At 43.6% G+C, this 14,229-nt stretch carries 11 protein-coding genes; 7 read left to right on the top strand and 4 right to left on the bottom strand.

Annotated elements, in window-relative coordinates; translation table 11 throughout:
* The 3 genes from AN394_RS01145 to AN394_RS01135 are packed head-to-tail and all read right to left on the bottom strand — an operon-like array spanning position 1 to position 1,981.
* Complete coding sequence (locus tag AN394_RS01145) at positions 1-711, bottom strand: response regulator transcription factor (RefSeq protein WP_055020609.1); 711 nt, start codon at positions 709-711, stop codon at positions 1-3.
* Positions 711-1,094, bottom strand: a complete 384-nt coding sequence (locus AN394_RS01140) for a DUF3019 domain-containing protein (protein ID WP_055020608.1) — start codon at positions 1,092-1,094, stop codon at positions 711-713. Before AN394_RS01140 ends, AN394_RS01145 begins: the two co-directional genes overlap by 1 nt.
* Positions 1,094-1,981 (bottom strand): MipA/OmpV family protein, encoded by an 888-nt coding sequence (locus tag AN394_RS01135; protein ID WP_152968908.1) that lies wholly within the window; start codon positions 1,979-1,981, stop codon positions 1,094-1,096. The genes AN394_RS01140 and AN394_RS01135 overlap by 1 nt, the downstream gene beginning before the upstream one ends.
* Before the next feature lie 354 nt (positions 1,982-2,335).
* Between AN394_RS01135 and tkt the strand changes: the two genes are divergently transcribed.
* Positions 2,336-4,336 carry a transketolase gene (tkt, locus tag AN394_RS01130; RefSeq protein ID WP_055020606.1) on the top strand — a complete coding sequence of 667 codons (2,001 nt, stop codon included), beginning with the start codon at positions 2,336-2,338 and terminating at the stop codon, positions 4,334-4,336.
* A 121-nt stretch (positions 4,337-4,457) separates the two neighbouring features.
* Here tkt and tal read toward each other — a convergent pair whose 3' ends face one another.
* Positions 4,458-5,411, bottom strand: coding sequence for a transaldolase (tal, locus tag AN394_RS01125; protein ID WP_054562997.1), 954 nt, complete (start codon positions 5,409-5,411; stop codon positions 4,458-4,460).
* A 231-nt stretch (positions 5,412-5,642) separates the two neighbouring features.
* On the opposite strand from tal, the gene AN394_RS01120 reads away from it, so the two are divergent.
* The 6 genes from AN394_RS01120 (at position 5,643) to AN394_RS01095 (ending at position 13,476) form a co-directional block, all read left to right on the top strand.
* On the top strand, positions 5,643-7,295 hold the full coding sequence (locus tag AN394_RS01120) for a ribulokinase (RefSeq protein WP_055020605.1): 1,653 nt from the start codon (positions 5,643-5,645) through the stop codon (positions 7,293-7,295).
* Positions 7,292-7,987 (top strand): L-ribulose-5-phosphate 4-epimerase, encoded by a 696-nt coding sequence (locus AN394_RS01115; protein ID WP_054552270.1) that lies wholly within the window; start codon positions 7,292-7,294, stop codon positions 7,985-7,987. Before AN394_RS01120 ends, AN394_RS01115 begins: the two co-directional genes overlap by 4 nt.
* 23 nt (positions 7,988-8,010) lie before the next feature.
* Positions 8,011-9,510: an L-arabinose isomerase gene (gene araA / locus AN394_RS01110; protein ID WP_054562995.1), complete on the top strand. Its 1,500-nt coding sequence runs from the start codon at positions 8,011-8,013 to the stop codon at positions 9,508-9,510.
* 136 nt (positions 9,511-9,646) lie between these two features.
* Positions 9,647-10,231 carry an HAD family phosphatase gene (locus AN394_RS01105; RefSeq protein ID WP_055020604.1) on the top strand — a complete coding sequence of 195 codons (585 nt, stop codon included), beginning with the start codon at positions 9,647-9,649 and terminating at the stop codon, positions 10,229-10,231.
* Between the two features lie 71 nt (positions 10,232-10,302).
* A complete protein-coding gene (locus AN394_RS01100) occupies positions 10,303-11,514 on the top strand; it encodes an aldose epimerase family protein (RefSeq protein WP_054562993.1) in 1,212 nt (403 codons plus the stop codon).
* Between the two features lie 12 nt (positions 11,515-11,526).
* On the top strand, positions 11,527-13,476 hold the full coding sequence (locus AN394_RS01095; protein ID WP_235576231.1) for an RICIN domain-containing protein: 1,950 nt from the start codon (positions 11,527-11,529) through the stop codon (positions 13,474-13,476).
* The last annotated feature ends 753 nt before the right edge of the window (positions 13,477-14,229 follow it).

Genomic DNA, 14,229 nt, shown 5'->3' with positions numbered 1-14,229 from the left:
TTAACCCCACGCTTGTGGAGAAAAAATATATCCTTTACCCCAAACTGTGACGATTTTTTGTGCTGGCACCGCTTCGTCACCGAGCTTTTTGCGTAAGCGGCTAATGCGGCCATCGATAGTGCGGCTTTGACCATCGTATTTACGGCCAATGGTACCATCAAATAATTGGTCTCGACTGACCAACTGACCCGCTGATTGAGCTAATTGGATCAGTATTTCGAACTCTGCACTGGTCAATTCAAGTGGCTGGCTATGCAAATAAGCCTCGCGCTGAATTGTATTAATACTCAACGAGCCAAAGCGAATATTATGCGCGTTGTGAGTGGTACTTGTTGGTTTAACAGCTTGGCTGCGACGAATCGTGTTATTTATTCGCGCTAATAAAATGGACGGGGAAACAGGTTTGGTTAGGTAATCATCGGCGCCTAGCTCAAGGCCAGTGATATGATCGACTTGGCTCTGCCTTGCCGTCATAAAAATAATTGGTGTATCTTGGTATTGTTTTAGTTCTTTAAATACCTCAAAGCCATCTTCTGATCCTAATCCGATATCAAGCAAAATTAGGTCGTACTTTTTGCAGCTTGCTTGATAACAGGCATGGCAACCACTTTCAAAGTGCTCAATGGTATAGCCATGTTCAGTTAAATAATTAGAGACTAGCTGGGCAAGTTTTAAATCATCTTCAATGTACAAAATAGTATGTTGGCTCATCAAAAAATACTCCATGCGATATCACGTCGGCGTTTTTTAACATGCTGGTGGAATAAACTAATTTCAGTGCTTTCTAATGGTTCTAGTTGCTCGCTCAGTAGCTCTAAAACAATGTTGCGATTGTTTTGCACTGTGATTGCAAAGTTTTGCCCTTGATTTGGCTTTTGGCAGAACAGCCTAATTTGTTGATCAGTCACACGAATGCACACCGTTTCGCTGACTTCGGTATACCAATTAATCGATACATCCATCACGCAATCTTGCTCTACCGTTACACAGTTTTCTGGTGTTGCCTCGATATAACCTGCCTGTGCGAATGTGCTGCTAACAAACGCGAGGCTAAAAATGAATAAGAGTGAAAAAAGCTTAGTACGCAACATCATCAGTAATTCCATGCAAAGCCAGCATAAAAAGACAGTAAGTTGCTGTCATCAACGAGGGGGCTATCGGCAATACCCGATGATAAGCGCTGGTATTTTATATCGCTTATAAATTGCCATTGTTGATTAAACTGATATTGGTAACTGGCTTTTAGATTGTACTTTTGACTAGAGTGACCTAAAAAAGGGCTAAATCCGGCTCGTATCTCTTGTTGTGCGCTGCCATAGTAGTAATCCACTAAACCAGCACTTAAATGTTGTATTTCTGCGCCGAGCAAAACTAGGTGCTGATCAAATAAAAACAAGCGCTGTGCAGATAATGCGCCTTGTAACCCTTTGTGATAGTTGGTGAGCTCCATTGACCAATACGAGCTAAAACGCCAGCTTTGCCAGTCAACAATCGCTTCAATACCGCTCATGGCCGACAGTTTACGTTTTGATATTTTAGTAATATCACCGCGGCGCTTTATCACCACTGGTGCTTCAATGCTTGAACCGGGTGGTGGCGGTGTCATTGAAGGGCGGCCACTGGTTGTTCTAATTGCAGTTAGTGCTGCTGAGTGTTTGGCAAAATACAGCCCATCTTCATTGAGTTGGGTGAATAACGACACTTGATAGTGATCGCCCCACACGGGTGTCCAAGCAAACTGAGTATTTGCAAATGAAAAGTCACCGGCAAATACTTCAATACGCGGTAGGGCATAAAGAGGAATGTCGTCTTTTTTATAAACTGGGTTGTCGAGTTGACCATAACCTAAGCTGAAACCAAGGCTTACTCCTTCATCTGCTAAATAAGCAGAGTCAGTGCTGCTTGCCATTGGTGAAAGGCAAAATGCACTAATTAGAAATAAAACTCGTAGCCCAAGTGAGCAACTACCTAGAACAGTCACAAATAAACAACCTTAATGAAAAAACTTGTTAACATTAAGTTGTTATTAATGGCTTGAACAATGAAATAATGTACCAAATTGTAGCAAGGTCTGGTTTTTGTAACCTGAATTAGTTAAGGAAATTGCTTGATAAATAAGCATATTTCACTAATTTGATTTGGTTATTTTGAGCGGTGTCGTCATTTCTTTAGTTAGAAAAAGTTATTAACAATAAAATGGTGTTAAAACCTGCGCTTAGTGGTACAAAATGGCCCTAAATACACGTCATTACTGGCATGGCGGTTTATTAAGTTGCTATTTGGGTGAGTTTTTGCGATATTATTTATATTATAATATTAACAGGAAGCTAATAAGATGACTCTGCCTAGTTCTCAATCTGCAAATGCTATTCGCATACTTGCTGTCGATGCCGTTCAACAAGCTAACTCTGGCCACCCAGGTGCGCCTATGGGTATGGCTGATATTGCAGCGGTATTGTGGCAAAACTTTCACCGCCATAACCCATTAAACCCAGACTGGTCTAACCGTGACCGCTTTGTGTTATCAAATGGCCATGGTTCAATGCTTCAATATGCATTGTTACACCTAAGCGGTTATGACGTAAGCATCGAAGATATTAAGCAATTCCGTCAGCTTCACTCTAAAACACCGGGTCACCCAGAATATGGTTATACTCCGGGTGTTGAAACAACGACTGGCCCATTAGGTTCTGGTATTGCTAACGCAGTTGGTATGGCAATCGCTGAAAAAACTTTAGCAGCACAATTCAATAAGCCAAAGTTTGATATTGTTGATCACTTCACTTACTGCTTTATGGGTGACGGCTGTTTAATGGAAGGTATCTCGCACGAAGCATGTTCGCTGGCAGGTACATTAGGCCTAGGCAAGCTAATCGCATTTTGGGATGACAATGGCATCTCTATCGATGGTGAAGTAGAAGGTTGGTTCACCGACGATACGCCTGCACGTTTTGAATCTTACGGTTGGCAAGTTATCCGTGATGTTGATGGTCACGATATGAATGCAATTGCGGGTGCAATCGAAGCGGCACAAAGCAACACTACGCAACCAACACTAATCTGTTGTAAAACAGTGATTGGTTTTGGCTCGCCAAATAAATCAGGTAGCCACGACTGTCACGGTGCACCACTGGGTCACGACGAAATCGCAGCAGTACGTGAGCAGCTAAACTGGCCGCACCCTGCATTTGAAGTTCCACAAGAAGTTTATAACGAGTGGAATAATCAAGCGAAAGGCCAAGAGCTTGAAGGTGCATGGCAGCAAAAATTTGCAGCTTATAGCAAAGCACACCCTGAACTTGCAAAAGAATATACACGTCGTGTTCTTGAAAAAGCATTACCAGCTAACTTCGCTGAATTAGCTGATGAGTACATTGCTAAATGCCAAGCCGACATGCAAAACATTGCGACACGTAAAGCATCACAAAACGCGATCACCTTCTTTGCTAACCAACTTCCAGAATTAATGGGTGGCTCTGCTGACCTTGCCGGTTCTAACTTAACGTTATGGCCAGAAGCAAAAGGTTTACAAGATACAGCTGACGGTAACTACGTATTCTATGGCGTACGTGAGTTTGGTATGAGCGCAATCATGAATGGTATTGCATTACATGGTGGCTTCATTCCATTTGGCGCAACTTTCTTAATGTTTATGGAATACGCACGTAATGCAGTACGTATGGCAGCATTAATGAAAGCGCAGAGCATTTTTGTGTATACCCATGACTCAATCGGTCAAGGTGAAGATGGTCCTACTCACCAACCAATCGAGCAAATAGCTAACCTTCGTATGACACCAAATATGACTGCATGGCGTCCGTGTGATGAAACTGAAACAGCAGTAGCTTGGCGTCAATCGTTATTAAAAGAAACAGGCCCAAGTTCACTTATTTTCAGCCGTCAGGGTACCAAAGCAATGGCACGTGATGCACAGCAAGTTGCTGACATTGCAAAAGGGGGTTATGTACTTGTTGATAGCGAACAAGCCGCAGAGCTTATCCTTATTGCAACAGGTTCTGAGGTAGAGTTAGCTGTGAATGCCGCTGCTGAGCTAAAAGCACAAGGCAAACAAGTTCGCGTGGTATCTATGCCATCAACGAATCAGTTTGATAGCCAAGATAAAGCATATCGTCAAAGCGTGCTACCAGCGGGTACACCTAAGATTGCTGTTGAAGCTGCACACCGTGACTTCTGGTTCAAGTATGTTGGCCAAGATGGTGATGTACTAGGTATGGAGACATTTGGTGAGTCAGCGCCTGGCGCAGTATTGCTTGAGCACTTTGGTTTCACAGTGGCAAACCTAGTTGCAAAAGCAAACGCATTACTTGCTGAATAATGTGACTGGCTAAAAATTATCGTAATCGCAACACGATAAACCTACATTTGTGATGATGTGTAGGTAATAAAAAAGCCCGCAAACTTTGGTTTGCGGGCTTTTTGCTGCTTAAACAATCGGTTTAAACTAATTCGCTTAAGATTGACTCTAGTTTCTCTTGGTCAATTGCGAACTGACGAATACCTTGGCTTAGCTTTTCAGTAGCCATGGCATCTTCATTCATTTCCCAGCGGAAAGCTTGCTCAGTCATTGCAGCTGGCGCTTCTGCTTTTTCTGTTGCTGGTAATAGTTTTTGAGTTAATGGTGCGTCAGTTGCAGCTAGTTCAGCAAGTAACTTAGGGCTGATAGTTAAACGGTCACAACCTGCTAATTCTTGGATTTCACCGATGTTACGGAAGCTTGCGCCCATTACAATCGTTTCGTAGCCGTGCTTTTTGAAGTAATTGTAGATATGCGTTACTGACTTAACGCCCGGATCGTTAGCACCGTCGAAATCAGCGCTTGCATCTTGTGCTTTGTACCAGTCAAGAATACGACCAACGAATGGTGAAATTAGGTAAGCACCTACTTCGGCACAAGCGCGTGCTTGAGCAAATGCAAATACCAGCGTTAGGTTACAACGGATACCTTGTGCTTCAAGTACTTTAGCTGCTTGAATACCTTCCCATGTTGAAGCAATTTTGATTAACACGCGCGATGTGTCGATACCTTGCTCTTTATATAAAGCAACAAGCTCAAGTGCTTTATCAACAGTTGCTTGAGTATCAAATGATAAACGCGCATCCACTTCTGTTGAAACTAAACCTGGCACTTGCTCCATTAATTTAGAGCCAATTAATACTGCTAGCTTATCAGCTGCTTTTGTTACAACTTCTGCTGTGTCACTGCTTTGTGCTTTTGCCCATGATACGGCTTCTGCAGCAAGTGGGCGATATTTCTCAATTTGAATCGCGTTTAAGATTAGTGATGGGTTTGTTGTAGCATCTTGCGGTTTATATTCGTTGATTGCTTCAAAATCACCCGTGTCAGCAACAACGGTTGTTACTGCTTTAAGTTGTTCTAATTGACTAGACATAGTTATCCCATTCTTATCATACAAAAGTTAATGTAGTGGCTTTAACCTATTATTTGTGCTGAAAAAACAATCTAATCTACCAGAAAAACTGCGCAATAAATCGCCCGCCAGCAGCAAATAATCCTGTTAATAATATTTTTATAATACCTTTACAATCTGGTATTGTTGATATTATCATACAAATAAAGATAATGACTAACAATGTTAGTAAGCAATTAGTGAAAGGTAATTATGTCTCGTTATACGTTGGGATTAGACTACGGGTCGGACTCGGTAAGAGCATTACTCGTTGATGTTGCGACTGGTGAAGAACTTGCCAGCCATTTAGTAAACTACCCGCGCTGGGCACAAGGTTTATATTGTGACCCAAGTAAAGATCAGTTTCGTCAGCATCCACAAGACTATATTGATAGCCTTGTAGAAGTAGTAAATGGTCTTTGGTCACAAGTTCCAGCAGGTACTGCAGACAAAGTAGTGGGTATGAGCTTTGATACGACAGGCTCAACTCCTGTAGCAATTAATAGCCAAGGTACACCACTGGCATTAACTGAAGAATTTGCAGAAAACCCAAATGCAATGTTCATTTTGTGGAAAGACCATACGTCTATTAAAGAAGCAAATGAAATCACTGAAGCTGCAACTAACAACGATGTGAACTACCTTTCACATATGGGCGGTATCTACTCTTCTGAGTGGTACTGGGCCAAAGCATTACATATTTTCCGCGTTGATAGCAGTGTTAAAGCAGCCACATATTCATGGGTTGAGCACTGCGATTGGATGACCGCGCTAATGTGCGGCACAACACACCCTGAAGTATTAAAGCTAGGTCGTTGTGCAACGGGCCACAAACAAATGTGGAACGAGCAGTGGGGCGGTTTCCCACCAAACAGTTTCTTCAGCAATATCGATCCACTATTAGATGGTGTTGTTGATACGTTAAATGCAACTACAGAGCCAAGCGACCAAGTTGCTGGCAACTTAACTGCTGAGTGGGCCGAGAAGCTAGGTTTACCACAAGGTATCGTGATTGGTTACGGTGCATTTGACTGTCACATGGGCGCAGTAGCAGCCAATGTTCGTCCTGGCGTTCTAACTAAAGTAATGGGTACTTCAACGTGTGACATCACAGTAACGTCTAAAGAACAACTAGGTGATACTTGCGTTAAAGGTATTTGTGGTCAAGTTGATGGCTCAGTAATCCCTGGGTTAATTGGCTTAGAAGCCGGTCAATCTGCGTTTGGTGATTTATACGCATGGTTCAAAAACCTAGTACTTTGGCCAACTCGCCAACTTACAAATTTATCAGACGCTGAACAAGCGTTAGTTAACAAGTTAGAAGATTCAATCTTAGTTGATCTATCAAAAGCAGCGGCAGCACTGCCTGTAACAAGCAACGATGTAACTGCGCTTGATTGGGTAAATGGTCGTCGTACGCCAGATGCTGACCAAAGCGTTGCCATGGCATTAACAGGCTTAAAAATGGGCACTGATGCACCTAAGTTCTTCAAAGCGCTTGTTGAAGCAACTGCGTTTGGCGCACGTGCTATCACTGAGCGTTTCCGTAGCGAAGGCGTACCAATCGAGTCAGTGGTTGTTATCGGCGGTATCTCTAAAAAATCAGACTACGTAATGCAAACTTGTGCTGATGTTTGGAATTGCCCTATCGACGTTTTAGAAAGTGAGCAAAGCTGTGCATTGGGTGCGGCGATTATGGCTGCGGTTGCTGCGGGTGAGCACGCAACAGTGGCAGATGCTCAAAAAGTTATGGCGTCGTCTGTATGTCATCAGTATTTACCAAACCCTGAGCGCGTTGCTGTGTATGACGAGCTTTATGCCAACTACCAAGCACTTGCAAGCTATGTAAACGGAGACAAAGCATGAGTTTTACTGAACTAAAACGTGAAGTCTATGAAGCGAACATGGAGCTGCAACGTCGTGGCTTAGTAATTTATACCTTTGGTAACGTATCGCAAATCGACCGCGACAAAGGCGTGATTGCAATTAAGCCAAGTGGTGTTTCGTACGACCAAATGAAAGCCGACGACATGGTGATCGTCGACCTTGAAAACAACATTGTTGAAGGTTCTATGCGTCCGTCTTCTGACACTAAAACGCATGTTCATTTATATCGCCACTTCGATGCAATTGGCGGTGTAACACACACGCATTCGACCTATGCAACTGCATGGGCGCAAGCAAAACAAAGCATTCCTTGCCTTGGCACAACTCACGCTGACTATGTACATGGTGACATCACCTGTACTCGTGAGTTAACCGATGAGCAAGTGAATGGCGATTATGAATTAGAAACCGGTATTCAAATTACTGATGCGTATCAAGACCGCGATCCGAAAGCTGCACCTATGGTGATTGTTGCGGGTCATGCGCCTTTCACGTGGGGTAAAGATGCCGCTCAGTCTGTATACCATGCCGCGCTACTCGAAGAGATTGCACGCATGGCGTATTTAACACGCACTTTAGATCCACACGCAGCTGAACTTAAAAAAGCAGTGATGGATAAACATTATCTACGTAAGCACGGTAAAAACGCGTATTACGGTCAGAGCAAATAGCAAGAATTTAGAGGATTATTAACATGACGACGATGACGAAAGAAGTCTGGTTTGTTACCGGCTCACAACATCTTTATGGTCCTAAGGTGTTAGAAACGGTTGCCAAAGACAGCGAAGCAATTGTAGCGGGCTTAAACAGCGAAGCTAATCTACCAGTAAACTTGGTATGTAAGCCTACCGTTAAGTCACCTGAAGAAATTCACGCTGTTTGCCAAGCGGCAAATACGGATCCTAACTGTGTTGGTTTAGTTTTATGGATGCACACTTTCTCACCTGCGAAAATGTGGATTGCAGGCCTAAGCGAATTACGTAAGCCTTGGTTACACCTTCATACTCAGTTCAATGCAGCCCTTCCTTGGTCTGACATCAACATGAACTACATGAATACGCACCAAAGTGCACACGGTGACCGTGAGTTCGGTTTCATCGGTACTGTAATGCGTAAAGAGCGTAAAGTTGTTGCAGGTCACTGGCAACGTGCTGACGTACAACAGCAGTTAGATGACTGGTGTCGTGCGGCAAAAGGTTGGGCAGAAAGCCAAACACTTAAAGTTGCGCGTTTTGGCGACAACATGCGTCAAGTTGCAGTTACTGAAGGTAACAAAGTTTCAGCGCAAATTACTTTTGGTTATGAAGTACACGCGTTTGGTGTCGCTGAGCTTGTAAAAGTGGTTGATACTATCACTGAAGAAGAAGTTGATGCACAGTTAGAGCTTTATAAGCAAGACTACGTAATTGCTGATGAAACTCTACAAGACGATTACGCAGTGAAAATGCTACGCAACGAAGCACGTTTAGAGCTTGGTATGGAGCGTTTCTTAGAGAAAGGCGGCTTTAAAGCATTCACTAACTGTTTTGAAGACTTATCAGGTCTTTCTGGTCTTCCGGGTCTTGCTACACAGCGCCTAATGTCGAAAGGCTATGGTTACGGTGGTGAGGGTGACTGGAAAACAGCTGCTATGGTTCGCATCATGAAAGTAATGGGTGAAGGCCGTGACGGTGGTTGTTCATTCATGGAAGATTACACTTACAACATGGGTGAGACTGACCAAGTACTTGGCGCGCACATGTTAGAAGTGTGTCCTTCAATTGCAGCACAAAAACCACGTCTTGAAGTTCACCAGCACACTATCGGTGTTAAATGTGATGTAGGTCGTTTATTGTTTACTGCAAAACCGGGTGCTGCAATCAACGTATCACCAATTGATATGGGTAACCGTTTCCGTATTCTAATCAACGAAGTAGATACAGTGGCTCCGCCAGCTGATTTACCTCACTTACCTGTTGCTTCAGCGCTTTGGGAACCAAAACCAAATCTATCTGTAGCATCAGCTGCATGGATCCACGCCGGTGGTGCACACCACACTGCATATAGCCAAGCAGTAACAACCGATATGATTATCGATTTTGCTGAAATGGCTGGCGTTGAAACTATGATCATCGATAACGATACGACGATCCGTGGTTTCAAAACAGAGCTTCGTCATAACGCAGCTTACTACATGCTAAAACGTGGCGTGTAAGAATTAGTACTTTATGTACTAGAACGTGCTGTGTGTGAGCACGTTCACCCCAAATTTTGTTGTCGATTAAGCCAGTGATGAGCCTCGCTCTTCGCTGGCTTATGCTATTGTGAAGCGAAACATTTTAGGAGTAGATATGATCGATTTAAGCGCCTACCAAGGCATTATTTTTGATATGGATGGCACCTTAATTGACTCAATGGGCAGTCACTTACAGGCATGGCAAAAAGCTTGCGAAGCCTATGGCTACCCATTCGATTACGACTACATGTACAGCTTAGGTGGCATTCCGACCGTTAAAACAATTGAAATGCTTAACGAAAAATTTGGTTTAGAACACGACCCTCTAGTTGTGGCAAAAGATAAACACCAGTTTTGGGTTAATTTACAGCACCAACCGCTAGTAATTGACGAAACAGTCGCAGTACTTGAAAAGTACCATGGTGTATTGCCTATGGGCGTTGGCACAGGCGCTGACCGCGAGCATGCAATTGATCATCTAACTGATACCAATTTAATAAATAAAATTGGTGCGTTAGTGACTGCCAGTGATGTAAGTAAAGGCAAGCCAAATCCAGAAACATTCTTAAAAGTAGCAGAGCAATTAGGTGTTGAGCCAAGCCAATGTGTGGTGTTTGAAGACACGCAAATTGGTTATCAAGCTGCCAAAAGTGCTGGAATGGATTGCATCATGGTGAAAGACGGAAAAATTCAACTTTAGCGATTAAAGTTGCAATGACACCCTTATTTGTATTATAAAACTATAAATACAATTACAAAAAGGTTATTCATATGTCATTGCAATGTGTTTTCCAAGGTTTAAAAACAACTCATCAAACAGCCAGTTCGAACACGAAAAAGTCGCGCGGGCTTTATGCATTGTTGGTGACATGTGGGATTGCCCTTACACCAGCTTGTGCTCATCAAGGAGACAATATGACTACTTCCCCTTCAGCATCAATGACGGCCTATGGCGTACTGGCTGATCAAACGCCGGTTAATCAAGTAACGCTGACTAACAGCAATGGTATTAGCGTTGATGTAATCAACTATGGCGGCATTATTACGCGTATTGAAACACCTGATGCAAAAGGCGAAATGGGTAATATTGTACTGGGTTTAGATAACCTAGAAGCATACACAAAAGCGACAACTTACTACGGTGCAATCATCGGTCGTTTTGGTAACCGTATCGCAAACGGTAAATTCACGTTAAATGGCACTGAATACCAATTAGCAACTAACGATGGTGACAACCACTTACATGGTGGTGTGCAAGGTTTCGATAAAAAAGTGTGGAACATGACACCGTTCACGACGCAAAACAGTGCTGGTGTTACCTTAAGCTTAGTGAGCCCTGATGGCGACCAAGGCTACCCGGGTGAAGTGACGACTGAAGTAACTTACACGCTAACGAACAACAACACGTTAGATATGCAGTTTATTGCTACAACAAGCAAGCCTACCATCATCAATATGACGCAACACAGCTACTTCAACCTAGCGGGTAAAGGCGACATTCTTGATCACCAAATGCAAATTAACTCAAAAGCAATTACCCCTGTGGATGGCGGCTTGATCCCAACTGGTGAGTTGATGGATGTGGCTGGCACACCGTTTGACTTCCGTACAGCTAAAGCAATCGGTCAAGATATCAAAGCTAGCAACGAACAACTGAAACTTGGTAAAGGTTATGACCATAACTTTGTGCTTAAAGACACGCCAAGCAATGAACTTATTGAAGCAGCGACGGTTTACGAAGCAAATTCTGGCCGTACGTTAACAGTTTACACAGAAGAGCCTGCTGTACAGTTTTACTCAGGTAACTTCTTAGACGGTAGTACTGTGCAAGCGTCTGGCTTAGTGCATAATTTCAGAAGTGGTTTTTGTTTAGAGCCACAGCATTTCCCTGATGCACCAAATCAGCCAACGTTCCCAAGCACAACATTATTACCGGGTGACGTGTATTCAACACGCATCGTGTACGAATTTGGTACAAAATAAAGGAACACAATCGTGAAAACAACAAAGCTTAAAAGCGCAATGCAAAAGGCTGGCTTAGCCAGCGTATTTGCCTTGTCGTTTGGTGCACTGACTGGTTGTCAGACTACAGCTGAAGACAACACAGCTAAGAAAACTGACGTGGCAGCCACAGAAAAAGCGCCAATCCAAGATAATGGTATTTTTACCAACCCACTTTTTCCTAATGGCGCCGATCCATGGCTTGAGTATTGGGATGGTAACTATTACCTAACCACAACAACATGGACATCTGAGTTAGTGATGCGTAAATCACCAACACTAGCTGGCCTTGCTGATGCAACACCTGTCAATGTTTGGTCTGATTCAAACCCTGAGCGTTGTTGTAACTTCTGGGCGTTTGAGTTCCACCGCCTAAAAGGACCAAACGGCTACCGTTGGTACATGATGTACACAGCTGGTACTGATGGCACTTTAGATAACCAACACTTAAACGTATTAGAAAGTGCTGGTGACGATCCTATGGGTCCATACGAATACAAGGGCGCATTAATGCCTAACGTATGGAACATCGACGGTAACTACTTAACATACAAAGACAAGCTATATGTGATTTACTCACAATGGCAAGGCGATCAGCAATTAAACATTATCGCTGAAATGGAAGATCCGTGGACACTGAAAGAGAACTCACCGCATACAGTGATCACGCGTCCTGAGCTAGATTGGGAGATCAGTGGTCGTAAAGTAACTGAAGGTGCTGAAATTTTACAGCACAATGGTCGTACGTTTATGACGTACTCAGCGAGCTTCTGTAATACCCCAGATTACAAACTAGGTATGCTTGAGCTTGTTGGTGACGACCCACTTAAAGCGAGCAGCTGGAAAAAATACGACAAGCCAGTATTTGAGCGTACAGAAGAAGTGTTTGGGCCTGGTCACAACGGCTTTTTCACATCGCCAGACGGTACAGAAGACTGGTTAGTTTATCACGGTAATGATTCGGTAGAGCACGGTTGTAGTGCGACTCGTTCATTACGTGCGCAAAAATTTACTTGGAACGACGATGGCACGCCAAGCTTTGGTAAACCATTAACACCAGGCGTTGAAGTAGCACCGCCATCAGGTGAATACGGTCCACTGGTAACGCGAGTACAAGGTCAGCGCTACCAATTAGTGAATGCAACTAGCGGCTTATGTTTAGACATCGCAGCTGATCCACAAGATGCACGTGCTGTGCAACGTCAGTGTGCAAGCACCAATGGTCAATGGGTTATTGATGCAACAACAGATGGTTTTGTTCGTTTAGCTAATCGTGAAGACAGCAAGTTCTTAGAGCTTGAAAGCTGTAATGACGCAGATAATGCTAAAGTACAATCTGCAGCATGGCGTAATAACTTCTGCCAGCAATGGAAAGTAGCACCAAGCACAGATGGTAATGTATCTATTACTAACCGTTACACAGGCAAACCATTAGCGGTTGCTGGTTGTTCTGCTGCACAAAACCAAGCGGTTTTACAGCAAAGTGACGCAACAGCGTGTGGTGATTGGCAATTACGCCCTATGGGCAGTGTTGTAGTATTAAGCCAACAAAGTGGTAAAGCACTTAGCGTAGCAGATACGGTTAAAGCGGGTACCAATGTTGAGCAACAAGCTTACACGCATAAAGATGCACAGCAATGGTTCTTCACACCAACTGATACAGGCTATGTAAGCCTTAAACAAAGCGCTGACAGCGAGTTCTGTGCTGCGGTAGCTGATAACGCCTTAGTACCAGGTGCCAACGTAGAGATGGCTTCTTGTGCAGCGAAAACAGCACAGTGGCGCATTGCTCCAGTAGAGGGTGGTGGTGTGATGCTTATCAACCGCTACACAAAACAAGCGCTTGGTTTAAGTAACTGTGGTTTAGCTGAAAACACTAACTTCGCACAACAACCTGATTTAGGTAACAAGTGCCAAGTATTCCATCTGCGTGAACCAAATTAAGTTATAAGTAAAAAATCGACTCAACCAAAGCCACTTCATTTATGAGTGGCTTTTTTTGTGGTCAGCCTTCAGCTTTCAGCTGTCAGTTTTTAGCCGAGCGGTGGGGTATGTTGGTTTGAGTGAGGCGAAACCCAACATAATCCATCTAAACCTTTTCATGCCTTTACATTGCATATAAAGCCCACGTGTTGTTGTAAACGTGAAATTTATTTCGCGCGTTGTTTTGGGAGCTTTCAGCTGTCAGTTTTTAGCTGAGCGGTGGGGTATGTTGGTGATATGCTTGTCTGCTCGTAGGGGGTTGATTTCATGACTCGACAAGCAAGCGTGACGCCTACGACATTACTTGCCTGCTTATTCTTTGGGAGGCTTGGTTTGAGCGAAGCGAAACCCAACATAATCCATCAAAACCTTTTCATGCCCTACATTGCATACAACACCCCATGTGTTGTTGTAGGCGTGAAATTTATTTCGCGCGATGTCTTGGGAGTTGTCAGCCTTCAGCTGTCAGTTTTTAGCCGGGCGGTGGGGTATGTTGGTGATATGTCAGTCTGCTCGTAGGGTGTTGATTTCATGACTTGCCAAGCAAGCGTGATGCCTACCACATTACTTGCCTGTTCATTCTTCGGGTAGGTTGGTTTGAGCGAAACCCAACATAATCCATCTACACCTTTTCATGCCCTACATTGCATACAAAACCCCACGTAGGAGGTACTTTAGTGCCGAATTTTGTCCATCACATAATCTTCACGGCTA

The organism is Pseudoalteromonas sp. P1-26 (assembly GCF_001401795.1).
Classification (GTDB): Bacteria; Pseudomonadota; Gammaproteobacteria; order Enterobacterales; family Alteromonadaceae; genus Pseudoalteromonas.
This window is presented reverse-complemented; position numbering and strand designations above follow the sequence as displayed.